13 protein-coding genes are annotated in these 20,871 nt (G+C 67.0%); 6 read left to right on the top strand and 7 right to left on the bottom strand.

From position 1 onward, the window contains the following. Positions 1-26: 26 nt before the first annotated feature. From ACQ4L4_RS20700 to ACQ4L4_RS20680, 5 genes are all read right to left on the bottom strand, one after another. On the bottom strand, positions 27-1,265 hold the full coding sequence (locus ACQ4L4_RS20700) for a geranylgeranyl reductase family protein (RefSeq protein WP_431100753.1): 1,239 nt from the start codon (positions 1,263-1,265) through the stop codon (positions 27-29). An 86-nt stretch (positions 1,266-1,351) separates the two neighbouring features. Next, a complete protein-coding gene (locus ACQ4L4_RS20695; protein WP_431100752.1) occupies positions 1,352-3,988 on the bottom strand; it encodes a TonB-dependent receptor in 2,637 nt (878 codons plus the stop codon). A gap of 591 nt (positions 3,989-4,579) precedes the next feature. Then, a complete protein-coding gene (locus ACQ4L4_RS20690) occupies positions 4,580-7,333 on the bottom strand; it encodes a TonB-dependent receptor domain-containing protein (RefSeq protein WP_431100751.1) in 2,754 nt (917 codons plus the stop codon). A gap of 362 nt (positions 7,334-7,695) precedes the next feature. Then, complete coding sequence (locus ACQ4L4_RS20685; RefSeq protein ID WP_431100749.1) at positions 7,696-10,377, bottom strand: TonB-dependent receptor; 2,682 nt, start codon at positions 10,375-10,377, stop codon at positions 7,696-7,698. Between the two features lie 333 nt (positions 10,378-10,710). Beyond that, the gene (locus tag ACQ4L4_RS20680) at positions 10,711-12,918 is read right to left on the bottom strand and encodes a malate synthase G (protein WP_431100748.1); all 2,208 of its coding nucleotides are present in this window, start codon (positions 12,916-12,918) and stop codon (positions 10,711-10,713) included. Positions 12,919-13,091: 173 nt separating this feature from the next. Here ACQ4L4_RS20680 and ACQ4L4_RS20675 point away from each other — a divergent pair, with 173 nt between their 5' ends. Both ACQ4L4_RS20675 and ACQ4L4_RS20670 read left to right on the top strand, forming a co-directional pair. Continuing rightward, positions 13,092-14,018: a LysR family transcriptional regulator gene (locus ACQ4L4_RS20675; RefSeq protein ID WP_431100747.1), complete on the top strand. Its 927-nt coding sequence runs from the start codon at positions 13,092-13,094 to the stop codon at positions 14,016-14,018. Next, the gene (locus tag ACQ4L4_RS20670; RefSeq protein ID WP_377159127.1) at positions 14,015-14,470 is read left to right on the top strand and encodes a DUF2214 family protein; all 456 of its coding nucleotides are present in this window, start codon (positions 14,015-14,017) and stop codon (positions 14,468-14,470) included. Before ACQ4L4_RS20675 ends, ACQ4L4_RS20670 begins: the two co-directional genes overlap by 4 nt. Before the next feature lie 121 nt (positions 14,471-14,591). On the opposite strand, the gene ACQ4L4_RS20665 is transcribed toward ACQ4L4_RS20670, so the two are convergent. Together ACQ4L4_RS20665 and ACQ4L4_RS20660 are read right to left on the bottom strand one after the other, a co-directional pair. Continuing rightward, on the bottom strand, positions 14,592-14,921 hold the full coding sequence (locus ACQ4L4_RS20665) for a PsiF family protein (protein WP_431100746.1): 330 nt from the start codon (positions 14,919-14,921) through the stop codon (positions 14,592-14,594). Between the two features lie 167 nt (positions 14,922-15,088). Continuing rightward, complete coding sequence (locus ACQ4L4_RS20660) at positions 15,089-16,471, bottom strand: serine/threonine-protein kinase (protein ID WP_431100745.1); 1,383 nt, start codon at positions 16,469-16,471, stop codon at positions 15,089-15,091. A gap of 85 nt (positions 16,472-16,556) precedes the next feature. Here ACQ4L4_RS20660 and argS point away from each other — a divergent pair, with 85 nt between their 5' ends. The 4 genes from argS to ACQ4L4_RS20640 all read left to right on the top strand — a co-directional run bounded on the left by argS (position 16,557) and on the right by ACQ4L4_RS20640 (position 20,870). Continuing rightward, on the top strand, positions 16,557-18,287 hold the full coding sequence (gene argS / locus ACQ4L4_RS20655; protein ID WP_431100744.1) for an arginine--tRNA ligase: 1,731 nt from the start codon (positions 16,557-16,559) through the stop codon (positions 18,285-18,287). Then, entirely contained in the window at positions 18,284-18,958 is a 675-nt protein-coding gene (locus tag ACQ4L4_RS20650; RefSeq protein WP_431100743.1) for an SPOR domain-containing protein, read from the top strand. The genes argS and ACQ4L4_RS20650 overlap by 4 nt, the downstream gene beginning before the upstream one ends. Positions 18,959-19,075: 117 nt before the next feature. Then, complete coding sequence (locus ACQ4L4_RS20645; RefSeq protein ID WP_431100742.1) at positions 19,076-19,756, top strand: thiol:disulfide interchange protein DsbA/DsbL; 681 nt, start codon at positions 19,076-19,078, stop codon at positions 19,754-19,756. A gap of 190 nt (positions 19,757-19,946) precedes the next feature. Next, positions 19,947-20,870, top strand: coding sequence for an SPFH domain-containing protein (locus ACQ4L4_RS20640; protein WP_377159133.1), 924 nt, complete (start codon positions 19,947-19,949; stop codon positions 20,868-20,870). Position 20,871: the final 1 nt, after the last annotated feature.

The following is a 20,871-nucleotide window of genomic DNA, read 5'->3' as shown; positions in this document are numbered from 1 at the left end:
GCTCATCCTAGGCGACTTGCCGAACCTCATTCCAGGAACAGCCGCGTGAGCCCCTTCAGGCTCACCAGGTTGCCGGGATTGCTGGTCTCGTTGAGCACGCCGCTCATCCGCTTCAGCAGGCGCGGGCTCTTCTGCGCGCGCCAGATCAGCAGGTCGGCCAGCCAGGGGAAGCGGTTGACGCGGTTGCCGCGCTCATAAAGGTCGTACTTCGGCTGCAGCGCTCGCAGGCCTTGCTCGTATTGCTCGCGGACCTGGGCGTCGGCGGCGGCCGCCGTTCCGGCCCGGTGCGCCAGGATGGCCTCCGCGGCCAGCAGGCCGGTCTCCATCGCCTTGCCGATGCCCTCGCCGGTGAACGAGTAGGTCGAGCCCGCCGCCTCGCCCGTCACCAGCAGGCCGGGCCGCGTCCAGCGCGCGCCGTTGAGCGTGCAGCGCAGCGGCGCGCCCTTGAGTTCGCCGATCAGTTCGCCCTCGGCCATCAGCCGCTTCGCGGGGGGGTAGTGCTCGACGAAGGCATCGAAGATGGCGCGCAGGTTCACGTCCTTCTTCTGCCCCTTGCCGGCCATGTCCTTGTGGCTGTCGGTCACGCCGACGCCGATGTTGAAGCTGCCGTCCGGCGCCGGGAAGATCCAGCCGTAACCCGGCTGCACCGGCTTGCACCAGACCACCTCCAGCGCCTTGATCTCGCCGACCATCGAGGGCGCGCGCACGTAGCCGCGCAGCGCGACGCCGCTGGGGGTGTGGCGTTCGCACATGCCGGCGGCCGTGAGGGCCTTGGGCACGGCGCCGGTGGCCAGGATCACCCAGTCGGCGGTGATCTCGTGGGGCTGGCCGTCGATGGTGAACCGCGCGCCGCGCACGCGGCCCTGATCGTCTTCCAGCGCCGCCTCGAAGCGGGCCGGCGCCAGGAACCGCGCGCCGGCCTCCTGCGCGCCGAGGTTCAGGATCTCGTCGAGCTGCTTGCGCGGCAGCACCGCGAGGTGACCCGGCACGTCGATCCGGCCGCCGCGCGGTCCGATGCAACCCACGTGCGCCGAGCGCTGCGCCCTGGCCATCACACGGTCCAGCAGGCCCAGTCGGTCGAGCGCCTTGTGCGCGTCCGGGATCAGCCCGTCGCCGCAGACCTTGTCGCGACCCAGCGGCTGCTGGTCGGCGAACACCACGTCCACGCCCGCCCTGGCCAGCCAGCGCGCCGCCGCGCTGCCGGCGGGGCCGGCGCCGATGATGAGGATCTGGCAATGGGACGGAGCGCGCGGCGTTTCAGACATGGATGAAGGAAGGAACGCGGTCGAAGTGACGCGGAAATGAAAAAGAGCCCCGAAGGGCCCTTGGATTGTGCTCGGATTTCTGAGGATCAGAAGTCGTACGAGCCACGGACGTAGAAGGTGCGGCCCGATGCGTCGGTGAAACGCGGGTCGTAGCCAGCCTGGAACACGGCCTGCTGGTACGACAGCGGGGGATCGCGGTCGAACAGGTTGCGCACGCCAGCGGTCAGCGACAGGCTCTTGATCGGCCTGTACGCGCCGTACAGGTCGAACGTCGTGTACGACGCGACGCGGTTGGCGGCGCCTTCGTCCGTCGACGGATCATCCGCGTAGCCAGTCTTGTGGTGCGCCGTCAGGCCGACGGTGTACTTGTTGGCGTAGCTCCACACCGCGCTGACCGTGTGCTGCCAGCGGAAGACCGGACCCGCGCCGGCATAGACCGACACGTTCTGGTTCCAAGGACCGTTCTGGTATTCCTGGAACTCGTACTTGGTGACGTAGGTGCTGTTCAGGCCGAACGTGACGTTGCCGTAGGCGGTGCGCAGGCGGTAGTTGCCGTTCAGGTCGAAACCATTGGTGTTGGTGCCACCCAGGTTCTGCTGACGCACGTCGATGTAGCCGCAATCCGCGCCGGGGCAGGCGGTGCCGTCGGTGGACAGCTGGCCGGCCGGGTTGCGGTGGAAGTACTGACCGAACTGGCCGTAGTTCGCAGGGTCGTACAGCGAGGCATCACCGATCACGCCGATCAGGTTCTTCAGGCGCAGCCACCAGAAGTCGATACCGAAGCTGGCATCGGCGATCGGGGCGAACTGGAAGCCCAGGGTCGCGCTCTTGCTCTTTTCAGGCTTGAGCTCGGTGTTGCCGCCGTTCAGGACCTGGAACTGCGTCTTGCAGAGCAGCGGGCTGCCGGCGCCGGTGGGGCACAGCTGCGGGTCGCTGACGGTGCTCGAGTTCGTGTAGGTCTGCGCGGCGTTCAGCTCATACAGCGACGGGGCACGGAAGCCGGTCGAGTACGAACCACGCACCAGCACTTCCTTCGTCGGCTGATAACGGAAGCTGAACTTGGGGTTGGTCGTGTTGCCGAAGTCGTTGTACTTGTCGTAGCGGACGGCGGCGGTCAGGTCCAAGTCCTTGAGCACCGGAACGTTCAGCTCGCCGTAGAAGGCGTAGACCTTGCGGTCACCACGGCTGTTCGTGTTCGGGTCGACGCCGGTGGAGGCGACGACGATCTCGGCGTAGTCGGTGTTGGCGACCTGCGAGAACTTCTCCTTGCGGAACTCGGTGCCCAGCGCGATGGCTGCGGCGCGGCCGGCGCCGAACCAGTCGCCGACTTCGCGGCTGGCGTGGGCGTCGACGTTCCAGGTCTCACCCTTGCCGGTCATCAGCGTGCCCGCGGCCGCAGCGCTTTCGGCCAGGGCTTGGCCGGCTGCGGTCTGCGATCCGAACGGGTTGATGATGCCGTCGGCGACACCCTTCGTGATCACGTTGCCGTCGGCGTAGCCGTGCGTCAGCTTCTCGGTGACCTTGTTGACGTTGTAGCTCGCGCCGGCCGAGTAGTCCCAGCCCTGCACGGTGCCGTCGGCGGTCAGCAGGAAGCGCTGCTGCGTGTTGACGTTCTCGTCACGGCGCGGGCCGTTGACGGTGTCGCGCCAACGCACCACGATGTCCTGGCCGCCCAGGGCCGGGTTGTTCGGGTAGTTGGGATTGGTCGCACTCATCGACAGCGCGCCGTATGGCACCGGAGCGATCTGGGTGCGGACTTCGCTGCGGGTCACGAAGTATTCAGCGCCGATCTGGTGATCGTTGTTGATCTTCAGGGTGCCCTTGATCATGCCCGAAGCGCGTTCGCTCTCGGGGATGTAGTCCACGTACGGCGAGGTCGTGATGTAGCACGACGTGTTGTCGCCAGAAGGCAGCAGGTTGTTGCCCGAGCAAGCCGGACCGGCCGGGTTGTACACCGTGACGGTGTCGGCGGCGGTCTTGGGCGGGACGTAGTAGTTGGCCGGGAACGTGCTGGCCGACAGACCCCCTGGGTAACGGCGGTTGAAGTCGCGCTGGTTGCCGTTGATCGAATCCTGCTTCTGCAGGTCGACGAAACCGAAGACATTGAAGCCTTCCTTGTCCAGGTCGCCGTAGCCGAAGCCGGCGTTGGCGTTGCGGGTCTTGCCGCCGGCGTGCTGCGGCGAGTCGAAGCCCAGGCTCACCGAGCCGCCGGTGTAGTCCTTGCGGGTGATGAAGTTGATCACGCCGCCGATCGCGTCCGTGCCGTACAGCGACGAGGCGCCGTCACGCAGCACCTCGATACGCTCGATGGCGGCGATCGGGATCATGTTCAGGTCGGGCGCGGAACCGTCGAACGCGTTGTTGGCGATGCGGCGGCCGTTCAGCAGCACCAGCGTCTTGTTGGCGCCGATGCCGCGCAGGTCGGCGAAGGACGCGCCGCCCGTCGAGGAACCGACGGCCTGGCTGGTGCCCAGGCTGCTCTGGCTCGCGGTCAGCGTGCTCAGGATCTGCTCGACCGTCGTGAGACCCTGGTCACGGATGTCGCTCATCTTCAGCGTGGTCACGGGGACCGACGACTCGGCGTCCAACCGCTTGATCGCCGAGCCCGTCACCACGACGCGTTCCAGCTGCGTCTGGTCCTGTTGACTCTGTGCCAGCGCCGGGAAGGACGCGGCCGCGAAGGTGGCGGCGACTGCCAGGCTCACCGCGTTCAGCTTGTACATATGCACCTCTAGGGAGAGCGCCCGCCCTCCTCGTGGGTGCGGCGAGCCGGAATTGAAACGGCCCCGCATCGCGAGGCCTGACAAAAGTGTGCTGACGAATTGCCAGAGGTCATAGGTGCCTGTTCGTAAAGCGCGCGAATTGGGGACCGTGCGCGCCGAAACGGCCCGTTTTCGCGGGTTTCTCCTTACCGTTTGGTGACGGTTCGGTCGTGCCTGCGCCACAGTTTCGGAATTTACGAATGCTTAACTCGCATGGAAATGTCGGATTTCAAACGGCGGGGTTTTGAGCGGTTTTCGCACGTATCGTTGATTTATCGTTTGTGTGACGTTAAGGAGTCGAGAATATTCGTCGGTGCGAAGCAACGTCGAATTTATCGATTCGATGTGATGAATATGGAAAATAGCCGTCAATCCAATGGGTTATGGATATCGGACGGAGTATGGAAACAATACTTAACCTGCGTGAATCGACCTTAAGCCCTTGCGATGGATTCCGTCCCGTGGCAGCCGAAAAAAAAGGACTCCCGGAGGAGTCCTTGTCGTGAGGCATCCGATGCCCCGCCGTGGTGCGGCGGGACGTCGTGATCGCGATCAGAAGTCGTAGCTGGCCTTGACCTGGACGGTCCGGCCCATCGGGCTGTAGTAGCGGTAGTCGAAGCCGAGCATGTGGCCGCCGTTGGCGCGCAGCGACAGGGGAGGTTCCTTGTCGAACACGTTCTTGATGCCCAGGGCGACCGTCAGCTGCTTGTTCCAGGTGTAGGCGGTCTGCCAGTCCAGCGTGGCGTACGGCTTGACCTTCAGGCGGACGTTGTGTTCGTTCGTCTGCGGATTCGGGTCGTCACGGTCGACCACCCAGGTCGGGAAGTCCTTGTAGCCCGACTGGAAGTTGATGTTGGCCGTGTGCGCCCAGTTGCCAGTCTGCAGCGTGTTGGTCCACTGGCCCTTCCAGCGGAAGGTCACTGTGCCCAGCGAGGCGTGGTTCTCGGCGACGTCGGAGAAGTACTCGCCGTTGGCCAACAGCTGTACCTTGCGATCCAGCATATAGGTGGCCCGCACGTTCGACGTCAGGCGGCCGAACGGCGTGTTCACGCGGCCAGTCACGTCGAAGTCGATGCCAGAGCTATACGACTTGCCCAGGTTGGTCGTGCTGGCGTTGTAGGCCAGGAACTTTTCGCCGGTGACCGGGTCCGTGTAGACCAGCCAAAGGTTGGAGTACTTCTGCGGATCGCCGAAGGCCTCATTCTCGTCAACCGAGCCGAAGGTCTTGTCGATACCGACCCACCACCAGTCGGCGCCGAAGGAGAACGACGACGTCGGCTCGATCCGGAAGCCCAGCGTGGCCTGCTTCGACTCTTCCGGCTTGACGGACTTCACGCCGCCGGTGAACACGTTGTATTGCTTCTCGCCGGGTTGGCATGTGGCGCCCAGGCTGGCGGCCATCGCGGCCATGCCGGGGCTGCACTCGTACGGCGTCGCCGTGACGCCGAATTCCTGCAGCGGACGGTACAGCTGGCGCAGCGTGGGGGCGCGGAAGCCGGTGCCGACCGAGCCGCGGAACAGCAGTTCAGGCATCGGCGTGAACTTGAAAGAGAGCTTGCCGTTGGTCGCGCTGTCAACGTTGCGGTAGTTGTCGTAACGCACGCCGCCGGTGATTTCCAGGTTCTTCACCACGGGGACGACAAGTTCCGCGAACGCGCCCATCGTGTCGCGCTTGGCGTCGTAGGGGATCACGACGGTGCTGTCGCCGAAGCGTTGGTCATCGCCGTTCACGCCGCCTTCGCCGCGGGCGACCTTGCCCGGGTTGTCCTCGACCTTGTCCTGCTGGAAAGAGGCGCCCAGCGCCAGGTAGGCACCGCCGGACGCGGTCTTGAAGATCTCGCGCGAGGCGCGGAAGTCGACGTTGGCCATCGTGCTGGTCTCCACGCCGTAGGCGCCGGAGATCATGATCTGCGACACCGCGTCCTTGGCCGCCTGCGATTGCTGTCCAGGCAGCACGAAGGGGTTGTAGACGCCGCTGCGCAGCAGCGTGCCGAAGGCCTTGGCGAGCGGGTACCCGGAGTTGCTTTCCTCGACTTCCGCGCGCTGGTAGCCTGCCGTCGCTGTGTAGTCCCAGCCGGCCAGTTGGCCTTCCAGGGACAGCCAGAAGGCCTTGTTGTCACGCTCGAAGATGCTGGTGCGGTTGCCCAGGTCGAAGGCGCGATACGACACCGAGGCGATCCGGCTCGGATCCAGGCCCAGCGACTGCAAGTAGGCAGGCGTGTAGCCGACGGCGGCCAGTTCCGCGGCGAACGGACCATTCGGGTCCACCGCCACGGCGCCCGGCACGGCGGCGATCTTGCCGCTCGTCTTGGTCTTGCCCAGCAGGAGGTCAGCGCGCAGCGTGTGCTCGCCCAGCTTCACGGAGCCCGAGCCAAAGAGGTTGGTGCGCTTGCGGTCCGGGAAGGCCTGGACGGTGCCGGCGTAGTCGAAAGAGCAGTAGTCGTCGACGCGCACGTGCTGCGGCGCGCATTCGCCGTTCTGCGCCAGGTATACGTTGCGCAGCTCGGAGCCGATCGAACCGTCGGGGTTGCGGATCGGCACGTTGACGTTGCCCGGGATCGCCGACGGCGAGCCGTTGAAGAACTGGTAGTTCTTGCCTTCGTGACCGAAGTTGATCACCCCCGTCTTCGAGAAGTCGCGCTGGCTGGCAGTCAGCGCGTCGCGCTTGTCCATCGACAGGCCGAACATCACGTTGAAGCCGTTGTCCTCCAGGTCGCCGAAGCCGCCGGAAATCGATGCGCTGCGTTCCTTGCCGCCGCTCTCCGTGGGCACGGAGACGAACGCGGAGATGTTCTTGCGCTGCGAGTTGGTGCGAGTGATGAAGTTCACCACGCCGGCCACGGCGTCGGAACCGTACAGGGCCGAGGCGCCGTCGGTCAGCACTTCCACGCGCTCGATGATCGAGAGCGGGATCATGTTCAGGTCGACCGCGCCGCCGGCTTCGCCCAGCAGGCGCCGGCCATTGAGCAGCACCAGGGTGCGGTCGCCGCTCAGGTTGTGGATGGAGACCGTGGCCAAGCCGCCACCGCCGCCGCCGACGGTGTCACCTTCGGTGAAACCGCCCTGGACGGAGGACAGGCTCTGCATCAGCTCGGTGACCGAGGTCACGCCGCTGCGCTCGATCTCGGCGCGGGTGACGGTCTGCACGGGCAGCGAGCCTTCGGCGGCGATCCGCTTGATCGCCGAGCCGGTCACGACGACGCGTTCCAGCTGGGTCTGGTCCTGGGCTTGGGCGATCGCGGCCGACGACGCGATTGCAATGGTGGCGGCGACTGCCAGGCTCACCGCGTTCAGTTTGGTCTTCAAAGAAACACTCCTAAAGGTGTCGAGCGGCGGCGCTTGTGACGTCGCGCGAAACATGTCCGGACGACCTTGTTCCGCAGAATTGCGTGAAGGTCGCGTGAAAGAAGTGTCAATGACTGCAATTCGACAACCGGCGCGGGTTCCTACCAATTGAGGCAGTACCGGCCCTCGGGAACGGGGCATCCTGGAAGGACCGATACCCCTGCATGACCGGCGTCACGGGTGACTTCCGGCCATGCAGGGGTATCGGCGGGCAATCCTCTCCCGAGGATTGCCCGATTCATCATGCGCCCAACTCGTTGTTGAGTAGCAACAAACAGTATCCCGGCTGCCACAGACAGCCGGAAGGGTCTGTCAGGGACCTATCAGAAACCGTACGCGGCGCGCAGGAAGAAGGCGCGGCCGGTGGGGTCCGAATAACGGGGGTCGTAACCGCGCTGCGAGCGCGTCGACTGGTTCGAGAACGACGGATCGGTGTCGAACAGGTTCTTCACGCCCAGCGTCAGCGACGTGGACTTGTTGAACTTGTAGGTGCCCGACAGGTCGACCAGCGTGTACGTCGCGACATCGCCGTAGAACGAGGCGCCGCCGACCACGGTGGTGGGATCGTTCTGGTCGCGGTAGCCGCTCTGGTGACGGATCGACAGACGCGAGCTCCAGCTGTTCAGCGCCCAGGCGGCCGAGAACGTGTGCTTCCAGCGCAGGACCGGATTGGCATCCTTGTAGATGCCGACGTTCTCGATGAAGTCGCCCGACGGGTTCGTCTGGTACTTGTAGCTGTGGACGTAAGTGCTCTCGTACGACAGCGCCAGATTGCCCCAGCCAGCCAGCGGGGTGGAGTAGGCCGCCGCGAAGTCGATACCGTCGGTCTTGACCCGGCCGATGTTGTCGTTCGTCTGGATGACGTAGCCGATGGCGTTGCTGTTGACGTCCAGTCCGCCGCAGCGCTGCAGGTTGGCCTGCACAGCGGTCGGCAGCGTGTTGCAGCGCACGATGTTGGCGGCGTAGCGGGTCGGGTCCGCGAAGATCACGTCGATCGGCAGGACGTTGATCTGGTCCTTCAGGCGGATGTTCCAGTAGTCCACCGAGACCGTCAGCGCCTTGATCGGCTCGACCACCAGACCCACGGTGAAGGTCTTGGACTTCTCCGGCTTCAGGGCCGGGTTGCCGCCGTTCTGCACCTGCGGTTGCGATTGGCAGTCACGGCTCTTCACGCCGCCGTTGATCGCGTTGCCCTGGGCGTCGCACAGCAGCGGGTCGTTCTTCGCGCCGGACGAGAAGGTGACCGTCTGCGGTGCGTACAGGTCGTCCAGGCCGGGGGCGCGGAAGCCGGTGTTGTAGGAGCCGCGCAGCGCCAGTTCCTTGATCGGCTGGAAGCGGATGCCGACCTTCGGGTTGGTCGTGGCGCCGGCGTCGGAGTAGTCGTCGCGGCGCACGGCCAGCTGGACTTCCACCGACTTCAGCACCGGCAGCAGCAGTTCGGCTCCGACGGCCTTCACGTTGCGGTCGCCGCCGACGTGGTTGGGCGAACGGCCGGCCGACGGGATCGCCAGCACGACATCGTCATTGGTGTCGCTTCTGTACTCTTCCTTGCGGTACTCGGCGGCCACGGCCAGCGCGGCACGGCCGCCAGGCAGGTCGAAGAGTTCGCGCGACGCGCGGAGGTCGACGCTCTTCGTTTCGCCGGTGGCGTTGGCGAACACACCGCGGCGCTTGGCCTGCTGGATGATGGCCAGCTGTGCCGGCGTCGCGTCGGCGAACGGGTTCAGGTTGCCGGCGGCGACCTGGGCGCGGACGAACGGCGCGTTGACGTAGCCGTCGACGGCGGCGTCATTGGCGGTGCTCTTCGAGTAGAGCGCGCCGGCGCGGTAGTCCCAGTCGGCGATCACGCCCGACAGGTCGGCCACGGCGCGTTCGGCGGTGGAGTGTGAACCGTTGGTCCGCGGGCCCGCCGGCACCATGCGCCAGCCCACGCTGATCGGCTTGGTCGGATCGATGCCCGGGTAGGTGCTCGGGAAGAACGGGTTGTTCGGCTGGATCGTGATGGCGGACACAGGGTCCGGCGCCACGCGGGCCGTGTTGTCGTTCTTGGTCGAGATCGCGTCCAGCGACAGGATGTGGTTGTCGCCGATCTTGACGGTGCCGCGGCCGGACAGGGTCGTCTGGTCGATGTCGGGCGCGATGTCGATGGTCGAGCTGAAGTCGAAGATGCAGACCTTGTTGTTGGTCGGGTTCACGACCGACAGGGGGCCCTGGCAGCCGGGCGCCGTCGGGTTGCCCGACAGGCTGCCCTGCGTGAAGTTGCCCGGGAAGGTGGTCGGCGAGCTGCCGGCGACGCCCTTGCTCGCGATGATGCCGGTCTTGGCGAAATCACGGTCCAGCGCGCGGATGCGGTCGCTGCGACGCTTGTCGAGCGAGCCCCAGAAGTTGACGCGATCCTTCTCGAGGTCGCCGAAGCCGAAGGTGACGGAAGCGCCTTCCTTCTTGCCGCCCTTTTCCTGCGGGTTGGACAGCTCGACCACCGCCTGGCCGCCGCGGAAGTTGGACTTGGTGATGAAGTTGATCACGCCGCCGATCGCGTCCGTGCCGTACACGGCGGAGGCGCCGTCACGCAGCACTTCCACGCGGTCGATGACGGCGAAGGGGATGGAGTTCAGGTCGACCGCGTTGGCGCCGAAGGCGAACGCCGTCATGCGGCGGCCGTTCAGCAGGACCAGGGTCTTGTTGGTGCCCAGGCCGCGCAGGTTCGCGTAGGTCGCGCCGCCGGTGCTCGAACCGATGGAGTTGGCGCCGGTGTTGCTGGACTGGCTGGACGACAGCAGTTCGATGATCGCCTCGACGCTCGTCACGCCGGAGGCGCGCAGTTCTTCGGCCTTCATCACCGTGATCGGCAGGGCGCCTTCATCGGAGATCGAGCGCTTGATGGCGGAGCCGGTGATTTCGATGCGTTCGAGCTGCGTGGCCTCTTGGGCTTGAGCGGCGCCGATCGAAGCCGCGAGGATCGCGGTGGCGATGCTGATGCGGCGGAGTTGATGCGAAGGGGTCATGCCTGTTCCGTGAAATGGCAAAAATGATTGCTGAGCCGATGGCTTTTTGTCACCGGACACTGCGCGTAAGTGAAGAAACTTTAAGGAACAGGAAATGCCGCCCACCCCAGGGCCCTCCCCTAAGGGTTTCCATGCTTGAACGTTCACGTTTCGCCCATGACGGCATGCCGAATGGCATCCGCATGCCGAAAGTCACTCAGACTGGTTATGTCCAAGTGCTGAAAGTGACAAGGCCGCAACGAGAAAAGCGGCCCGGAGGCCGCTTTCGCATGTGGAGACGTACCCCGCACGATGGCGGCGATTCGCTGCAGATCGTTACCGTTGCCGCGTCATTCAGTGACTGGTGGCGTTGCCGGCAGCCTTGCGCTTCTGCCGCCACGCGTGCAGCAGCGGCTCGGTGTAGCCGCTCGGTTGCTCACGTCCCTTGAACACCAGATCGAGCGCCGCCTGGTATGCCATGCTGTCCGGATGGCCGGCCATCGGTGCGTACAGCGGGTCTCCAGCGTTCTGGCTGTCGACAACGGCTGCCATCCGTTCGAATGTCGCCCGAACTTGTTGTTCGGTCACGACGCCGTGGTACAGCCAGTTCGCCACGTGCTGGCTCGAAATGCGCAATGTCGCACGGTCTTCCATCAGGCCGATCTGGTTGATGTCCGGCACCTTCGAGCAACCGACGCCCTGGTCGATCCAGCGCACCACGTAACCGAGGATGCCCTGGATGTTGTTGTCGAGCTCCTGCTGCTTCTCCGTGTCGCTCCACGACGGCGCGGCCGCCACGGGGATCGTGAGCAGGCGCTGGAGCAGCTCGGCGCGATCGACGCCGGGGGCCTCGGCCTCGATCTGCTGCTGCACCTGCGCCACGCTGACCTGGTGGTAATGCAGCGCATGCAGCGTCGCGGCGGTCGGGCTGGGCACCCAGGCGGTGTTGGCGCCGGCCTTGGGGTGGGCGATCTTCTGCTCGAGCATCGCGGCCATCAGGTCGGGCATCGCCCACATGCCCTTGCCGATCTGGGCGCGGCCGCGCAGGCCGGCGCTCAGGCCCGTCAGCACGTTGTTGCGCTCGTAGGCCTGGATCCAGGCGCTGGCCTTCATGTCGCCCTTGCGCAGCATCGGACCGGCGAGCATCGCGGTGTGCATCTCGTCGCCGGTGCGGTCCAGGAAGCCGGTGTTGATGAAGGCGACGCGGCTCGGCGCCTCGGCGATGCAGGCGGCGAGGTTGACGCTGGTGCGGCGCTCCTCGTCCATGATGCCCAGCTTGACCGTCGAGGCCGGCAGGCCGAGCAACTGCTCGACGCGGCCGAACAGCTCGTTGGCGAAGCCGACCTCGGCCGGGCCGTGCATCTTCGGCTTGACGATGTAGATCGAGCCGCGGCGCGAGTTGCGCAGCCCCGAGCCCGAGAGCTGCTTCAGGTCGTGGATCGAGATGAGCGTCGTGATGACGGCGTCCAGGATGCCTTCGGGGATCTCGCGATCGCCGTCGAGCAGGATGGCCGGGTTGGTCATCAGGTGGCCGACGTTGCGGACGAACAGCAGCGAGCGGCCCGGCAGCACGACGTCGTCGCCGCCGCCGGCGGCCTTGTAGACGCGGTCCGGATTCAGTCGGCGGACGAAGGTCCGGCCACCCTTGCTGACCTCCTCGGTCAGCGAGCCGCGCAGGATGCCCAGCCAGTTGCGGTAGGCCAGCAGCTTGTCCTCGGCGTCGACGGCGGCGATCGAGTCCTCGAGGTCCAGGATGGTCGACAGCGCCGATTCCATCAGCACGTCCGAGATGCCGGCCGCGTCGCCCTGGCCGATCATCGAGCTGCGATCGAACTGGATCTCGAGGTGGATGCCGTGGTGGCGCAGCAGGATCGCGTCCGGTGTCGCGGCATCGCCCAGATAGCCGATGAATTGGGCCGGATCGGCCAGCGCGACCGTGCGGCCGTCCTTCAGCGCCACGGACAGCGCGGTGCCGCTGACCGTGTAGCCCGCCGCGTCGGCGTGCGACGCGCCCGTCAGCGGCGCGGCTTGGTCCAGCACCTGGCGCGCGAAGGCGATGACCTTCGCGCCGCGCACCGGGTTGTAGCCGCCAGCGCGCTCGGCGCCGTCGGCCTCGGGAATGACGTCGGTGCCGTAGAGCGCGTCATAGAGCGAGCCCCAGCGCGCGTTCGCCGCGTTGAGCGCATACCGGGCATTCAGGATCGGCACCACCAGCTGCGGACCGGCCTGGATCGCGAGCTCGGCGTCCACGTTGGCGGTCGTCGCCTTCGGGTCCGCCGGCAGGGGCACCAGATAACCGATCTGCTTCAGGAAGGCCTGGTAGGCCGCCATGTCGGCGATCGGGCCAGGATGGGCGCGATGCCAGCCGTCGATCTCGGTCTGCAACCGGTCGCGCTCGGCCAGCAGCGCGGCGTTCTTCGCGGCCAGCTCGTGCGCCAGCGCGTCGAAGCCTTGCCAGAACGCGGCTGGCTCAACGCCGGTGCCGGGCAGCGCCTCGGTTTCGATGAAACGGGCCAGGGCGGCATCGACCTGGAGACGGTGGTGTTGGCTGCGTGCGGTCATGACGACTCCCAAAGGCGGTTCAACGGTTCAGCGGTCCGTCGACTGTAGGTCGTGCAGGGGTGCCGATTCATGTCGGCCCTGGTCGAAGATCCCTGACTTTTTTGCACAAATAACAACGTGCAGAGTCGTCATTCATTGCGCCGGGCGGCGCAACGGGCCAACAATCACCGCCCATGGACCGCCTCAAACAGATCGAGTCCTTCGCCCTGGTCGCGACCAAGGGCAGCCTGACCGCCGCGGCGCAGGCCGAGGGCGTGGCGCCGGCGGTGATGGGTCGCCGCCTCGACGCGCTGGAGGCGCGGCTCGGGGTGAAGCTGCTGCTGCGCACGACGCGCAAGCTCACGCTGACGCACGAGGGGATCGCCTTCCTCGAGGACTGCCAACGTCTGCTCGCCGAGTTCGCCAGCGCGGAGGCCAGCGTCAGCGCCGGCGGCGTGAAGGCCAGCGGGCACCTGCGCATCACCGCGCCGGCGGGCTTCGGCCGGCGCCACGTCGCACCGCTGGTGCCGGACTTCCTGTCGCGGCATCCGGAGGTCAGCGTGTCGCTGAACCTCAGTGATCGGGTGGTCGACATCGTCAACGAGGGCTTCGACTGCGCGGTGCGTGTCGGCGACCTCAGCGATTCCAGCCTGATCAGCATGCGTCTGGCCGACAACCGGCGCCTGTGCGTGGCCGCGCCGTCCTATCTGAAGCGCGCCGGCACGCCGAAGCATCCATCCGAGCTGATGCGGCACGAATGCCTGACGCTGAGTTCCGACGCGAGCCAGACGCGCGGCTGGGCCTTCCGCATCGACGGCCAGGTGCAGCACCTGCGGCCCAGCGGGCGGCTCGACTGCAGCGATGGCCAGGTGCTCCATGACTGGTGCAGGCAGGGACTCGGCCTGGCCTGGCGCAGCACCTGGGAAGTGGCCGCGGCGCTGCGCGCGGGCGAACTGGTCAGCGTGCTCGACGACTTCGCCGCGCCGCCCAACGGCATCTTCGCCGTGCTGCCGCAGCGCAAGCACCTGCCGCTGCGGGTGAGGCTCTGGATAGACTTCCTGAAAGAGCATCACGGCAGTCCCGACTACTGGACGCGCGCCTCTATCTGGGAGACCCCATGACCCTCGAAGCCCTGCTCGCCGGCCTGCACATCGTGGCCATCCTCAGCCTGGTCGTGTTCCTGTCGAGCCAGGCGGCGCTGTGCCGCAGCGAATGGATGAATCCGGCCGTCGTGCGCCGGCTGTCGCGGCTGGACATGATCTACGGCATGACCGCGGTGGCCGTGCTGCTGACCGGCCTGGCCCGCACCTGGTGGGGCATGAAGGGCCTGGGCTGGTACTGGCACCAGCCGCTGTTGCACTTCAAGTTCGGCATGTTCGTCGTGATCGGGCTGATCTCGATCAAGCCGACGCTGACCTACCGGCGCTGGCTCAAGACGCTGGACGGCGGCGGCGGCCTGCCCAGCGAGACCGAGGTGCGCGCCACGCGCCGCCTCGTGATGATGCAGGCGCACCTGCTGATCCTGATTCCGATCGCCGCGGTGATGCTCGCGCGCGGCGTGCTGGTCAAGTAGCGCCCAGTCGCCGGAGGAACGCGGCGTCGCATCGGGAGGCCCGCGTCAGGCGCAGACCGGAGCCATGGCGGCGCCATGGCGGGGATCTGCAACGACGCGGGGCGCCCCATGCGGCGTCGCGTTACTTCGCCGAGAGGCATTCCTTCATGAAAGCCTTGCGCTCGTCGCCGGTCTTGCCCTTGGCGTCGGCATTGCAGGTGGTCATCTTGGTCTGCTGAGCGGTCTTGGCCGGCGCGGTCTCGCCCTTGAGGCAGCTGCTCATGAAGGCCTTGCGCTCGTCGCCCGCCTTGCCCTTGTCCTTGGCCTCGGCGTTACAGGACTTCATCAGTTCCTGCTGCTTCAGCTGCTTCTCGGACGGCGCCTTCTTGGCATCGTCCGCGGCGTGGGCGCCGAGCGCCGCCAGCGCGAGCACGGCGCCGGCAAACAGCGAGGTCGGGGTCAGGTGTTTCATCACTCTCTCCTACGGGGCTACAGGGGGTTTGGGGAAGGACCTGTGCAGCAGTTGAGCATACGAACGAACCGCCCTCAAGTGCGGTTGACGTACGTCAAGAAACCCGGTGACCGGAACCGGCTGACATCCATTCGACTCGCGCTTCCCGACGCGAGTCAGATGACCACTCACATGATCCGGCGCGGAGAAGCCAGCGCCTCATGGGCGAGATGGAGCCGCCTGACAAGAACCTGGATGAAAGCCCGGTCGAAGCGGTGCTGGCACTCGGGGCTGAGCTGCCCCAGCGACTCCGGCGTGAAGGACACGGTTGTGCAAAGTTGGGTCACCCGGATGTCGGTGCTGTGGCGGCGCAGATCGGGATTCGGCGCCAGGTAGGCCATCTCGCCGACGGAGGTGCCGGTGCCCAGCGTCGCGACCAGCGCCTCGTCGCGCCAGACCTCGACCTCGCCCTGCGTGATGATGTGGAAGGTGTTCCCTTCCTGGCCCTTCTTGAACAGCAGGTAGTCGAGCGGATAGCGGCGCCAGCGCGCGCGCCGCACGACCTCCCAGAGCTCGACGTCGCCGAAGCCCGCGAAGAACTCCAGCCCGCGCAGCAGGTTGAAACGTTCCGAGTCCTTCACCTCGTTGAGCCGCGCCAGCGGCACCAACTGCTTCGCGACCAGCTCCGACAGCGCCTGGCCGAAGGACTCCCAATCCGGGTAGCGCTCGGACGGGTGCTTGTAGAGCGCCCGCTGGATGACCGCGTCCAGTTCCGCCGTCACGCCGCCGCGCTGGCCCAGCAGCGGCTGCGGCGCCTGGTGGTAGATCTGATGCATCAGCGCCATCTGGTTGGGCGCGTCGAAGGGCGGCCGGCCGCTGACCAGGTGGTACAGCACGGCGCCCAGCGCATAGATGTCGGCCTGCGCGCCGACGTCGCCGCCCTCGATCTGCTCCGGCGGCATGTAGGCCAGCGAGCCGACGCGATGCACCTGCGTCATGTCGGCGTTGAGGTTGAGCGCGCTGCCGAAGTCGCTGACCTTGACGTCGGTGACCTGACCCTGGTTGTCGAGCACCGCCAGCAGGTTCGCGGGCTTGATGTCCCGGTGGACGACGCCCTGGCGGAAGACATACGACAGCGCCATCGCGCACTTGAAGCCGAGTTCGACGATCTGGTCCAGCGGCAGCAGCCGGTCGTTGCGGCAGAAGTGCTTCAGCGTGACGCCGTGGACGAACTCCATGACCAGATACGGCAGGTCGCCGTCCTGCACGGCGTCCAGGATCTGCACGACGTTCGGGTGCTGCAGCCGGCCGGCCAGCGCGGCCTCGGCGGCGAAGAAGCGGATGCTGAGCGTGTCTTCCTCGGTGCGGCCGCCGGGTGACCAGGTGCGCATGCGCTTGATGGCGACCTCCTGGCCCTTGAAGTCGTCCATCGCGAGGAAGACGTCGCTGGTCGCGCCTTCGCCCAGCCGTCTCAGCACGCGGTACTTGCCGATCTGCTCCGGCAGGTCGGCCAGTCCGCCGAGCGTCGAATCGGAAAAGGCGGAGGGACGGAGATCGTCGGAGGCGCTCATCGGAGGGTCATCCTGCCCCAGGGAGAGGGTGCGGGCAAGGGGGCACACGGTCTCTTACAGGGGAGGTCCCCTAAAATGCGGCCCCATGATCCAAGCCAAGCAGGAATTGCTCGCCGCCCTCGGCACCGTGCTCCAGGGCCTGAGCCAGGAGGCCGTCGACGCCGGCCTCATCGCCGCCGCGCCCGCGGCCGCCTTCGAGAACCCCAAGCAAGCCTCCCACGGCGACTTCGCCTGTACGGCGGCGATGCAGCTGTCCAAGGCGCTGAAGAAGAACCCGCGCGAACTGGCGCAGACGCTGATCGCCCAGCTGCAGGCGCAGCCCGCGTTCGAGCGCTGGGTCGACGCGCTGGAGATCGCCGGCCCCGGCTTCATCAACATCCGCCTGAAGCCTGCGGCCCGGCAGGCCGTGGTCGGCGAAGTGTTCGCGGCGACCTCGCGCTTCGGCCATCAGCCGGCGCGCGACACGTCGGCGCTGGTCGAGTTCGTCTCTGCCAACCCGACCGGCCCGCTGCACGTCGGCCATGCGCGCCAGGCGGCGCTGGGCGATTCGCTCTGCCACCTGTTCGCGACGCAGGGCTGGAAGGTCAGCCGCGAGTTCTATTACAACGACGCTGGCGTGCAGATCGCGACGCTGGCGCAGTCCACGCAGTCGCGCCTGAAGGGCCTGAAGCCGGGCGATGCCGGCTGGCCCGAGTCGGCCTACAACGGCGACTACATCCAGGACATCGCCGACGCCTTCCTGCGCCAGGAGACGGTGAAGGCGGACGACCGCGAGTTCACCGCCTCCGGCGACATCGAGGACCTCGACGGCATCCGCCAGTTCGCCGTGGCCTACCTGCGTCACGAGCAGGACCTGGACCTGCAGGCGTTCGGGCTGCGCTTCGACAACTACTTCCTCGAGTCCTCGCTGTACAGCGGCGGCCAGGTCGAGGACGCCGTGTCGCGCATCATCGCCAACGGCAAGACCTATGAAGACGGCGGCGCGCTGTGGCTGCGCTCGACCGACTACGGCGACGACAAGGACCGCGTGATGCGCAAGTCCGACGGGACCTTCACCTACTTCGTCCCGGACGTCGCGTACCACGTCAACAAGTTCAAGCGCGGCTTCTCCAAGTGCATCAACGTGCAGGGCAGCGATCACCACGGCACGATCGCCCGGGTGCGCGGCGGCCTGCAGGCCACGGGCGTCGGCATCCCGCCCGGCTTCCCCGACTACGTGCTGCACAAGATGGTCACGGTCATGAAGGGCGGCCAGGAGGTCAAGATCTCCAAGCGCGCCGGCAGCTACGTCACGCTGCGCGACCTGATCGACTGGACCAGCCGCGACGCGGTCCGTTTCTTCCTGATCAGCCGCAAGGCCGACACCGAGTTCGTCTTCGACATCGACCTCGCGCTCAAGGCCAACGACGAGAACCCCGTGTTCTACGTGCAGTACGCGCATGCGCGCATCTGCTCGGTGCTGCGCAAGGGGGCGGAGCAGGGTCATGACGAGGCGTCCGTGGCCGGCGCCGACCTGTCGCTGCTGACCGCGCCGACCGAGTCCGCGCTGATGCTCAAGCTGGCGGACTATCCCCGCATGCTGACGGCGGCGGCGCAAGACCTGGCCCCGCACGACGTCGCGTTCTACCTGCGCGACCTGGCCGGCGCGCTGCACAGCTACTATGGCGCCGAACGCGTGCTGGGCGACGACCCGGCCCTGACGCGCGCGCGCCTGGCGCTGCTGGCCGCGACGCGGCAGGTGATGCGCAACGCGCTGGCGGTGCTGGGGGTGTCGGCCCCGGACGCGATGGAACGTGACTCGCAGGAGCAGCAATGAGCAAAGAGAAGCAGCGCGGCGGATTCGCCATGGGCCTGATCGTGGGCCTGCTGCTGGGGCTGGGGATCGCGCTGGGCGTGGCCCTCTATGTGACGAAGGCCCCGGTGCCGTTCGTCAACAAGCTGCCGCAGCGCACCGCGGAGCAGGACGCCCAGGAAGCCGAACGCAATCGGAACTGGGACCCGAACGCGCCGCTGGCCGGCCGCGCCGGCGCGAAGGCCGCGTCGGGCGTGGTGACGCCGGCGGTGGCGCCGCCCGCGACCCCGCCGGCCCCGCAGGTCAGCACGGGCACGACGCCGGCACCGGCGGTCGAAGGCCGCCCGGTGGAACGCGCCCCTGCGGTTCAGCCGCAGGCCCAGAGCCAGATCCCGTCCGTCAAGCCGGAGCAGCGTCCCACCGAGCCGCGCGCCGACGGGGCGCGTCCCGACGGCTCGCGCGGCAGCTTCTTCGTCCAGGCCGGCGCCTACACGCGCATGGAAGACGCCGAGCAGCAGCGCGCCAAGCTGGCGATCCAGGGTTTCGCCGCCAAGGTCATGGAACGTGAGCAGTCCGGCCGCACCGTGTTCCGCGTCCGCCTGGGGCCTTTCGACACGCGTGACGAGGCCGAGGCGCAGCAGAAGAAGCTCGAGGGCGCCGGCGTCGAGGCCAACCTCGTGGCGATCCAGCGCTGAGCGCCTGAACGGCGCGCGTCCCGCCCCCGTACAACGTTAATGCCGCTCTAAGTTTGACTTTCTAGGATGGCCGGCCGCTGCCGCGCCGGTCGAAGCGGAACCAACAAGGAATCGAAGATGAAGCGTCGCGAATTCAACGCCCTCACGGCCCTGTCGACCGCCGCGGGCGGTGGTGCGCTCCTGGCCGGCGCGCCGGCGCAGGCGCAGGGCGGCCCGGTCGAAGGCCGCCAGTACCAGCGCCTGGCCACGCCGGTGGCGGGCTCGGTGCCGGGCAAGGTCGAGGTGATCGAGTTCTTCTGGTACGGCTGCCCGCACTGCTACGTCTTCGAGCCGACGATCGAGGCCTGGGCCAAGCAGCTGCCCGCGGACGTGGTGTACCGCAAGATCCACGTGGCCTTCCGCGCCAACGTGAAGATCCACCAGCAGCTGTTCTTCACGCTGGAGGCGATGGGCAAGGAAGCGCAGGTCCGTCCTGCCATCTTCAACGCCATCCACCGCGGCAACCAGAGCCTGCTCGACGTGGACGAGATGGCCAAGTTCCTGGCGCCGCTGGGCGTGGATCCGGCCAAGTTCAAGGAAACCTTCAAGTCCTTCACCGTGCAGTCCAAGTGCCAGCAGGCCGAGAAGCTGCAGAACCAGTACAACATCGACGGCGTGCCGTCCGTCGCGATCGGCGGTCGCTTCCTGACGTCGCCCGCGATGGCCGGATTCGGCCTGCGCGTCAGCGAGGAAGAGCTCGGTCAGCGTTGCATCGCCGTCGCCAACTACCTGCTGCCGCTGGCGCGCAAGGGCGCCTGAACGGCCTGATCGACGTACTGCCCCGGCTACCGGCCCTCACCCCGCCCTCTCCCGCGGTGCGGGAGAGGGAGTCCAGCCGGAGTCCTTGGTAAGCGCCCCTCGTGGGCGCTTTCTGCTTTTTCGGTGCCAGGACTTGCGCAACCGTGCGTCCGGGGCTTAAAGTGATATCACCTTTTTGGAGGAGTTGGTGATGAGCACGACCGCAGTCCCGAAGACCCCCCCGTTGCGCGCCGCGGCGCCGGCGACGATGGAGCGCCGCGCCGGGACGGCCAACGGCTACGCCGCGCTGCTGATCGGCCTGGGTCTGCTGGCCTTCGCCGTCTGGCGCGTCATCGCGTTTCGCCACGATGCGATCGACCTGACGCAGTTGACGCTGATCCTGGCGGGTCTGATCCTGCTGTCGGGCCTGTACATCCAGCAACCCAACGAGGCGCGCCTGCTGACGCTCTTCGGCCGCTACGTCGGCACCGACCGTGTGTCCGGCCTGCGCTGGACGATCCCGCTGTTCATGGCGAAGCGCCGTCTCTCGCTGCGCGCGCGCAACCTCGATGCGCCGACGCTGAAGGTCAACGACAAGCGCGGCAACCCGGTCGAGATCGGCGCGGCCGTGGTCTGGCGGGTCCAGGACACGGCGCGCGCGGTGTTCGAGGTCGACGACTTCGAGCAGTACGTCAGCATCCAGGCGGAGGCCGCGATCCGGCATGTCGCCTCGCAGTTCGCCTACGACGAGGGCGACGACATCGACAGCCAGGAGATCACGCTGCGCGCCGGTGCCGACGAAGTGATGGCCGCGATGATCGACGAGCTGCAGGCGCGCCTCCAGCCCGCCGGTGTCAGCGTCGAGACGGCCATGCTGACCCATTTGGCCTATGCGCCGGAGATCGCGCAGGTGATGCTGCGCCGCCAGCAGGCCGAGGCCATCATCAGCGCCCGCAAGAAGATCGTGCACGGCGCGGTCAGCATGGTCGAGGAAGCGCTCAAGGGCCTGAGCGAGCGCGAGATCGTGCAGCTCGACGACGAGCGCAAGGCGGCGATGGTGTCCAACCTGCTGGTGGTGCTGTGCTCCGACAAGGACACGCAGCCGATCATCAACGCGGGCACGCTCTACAACTGAG

It is taken from the genome of Roseateles noduli, from assembly GCF_050626985.1.
GTDB classification, from domain to species: Bacteria; Pseudomonadota; Gammaproteobacteria; order Burkholderiales; family Burkholderiaceae_C; genus Roseateles; species Roseateles noduli_A.
Note: the sequence above shows the minus strand (reverse complement) of the source record. Positions and strands in the feature narration are given on the sequence as shown.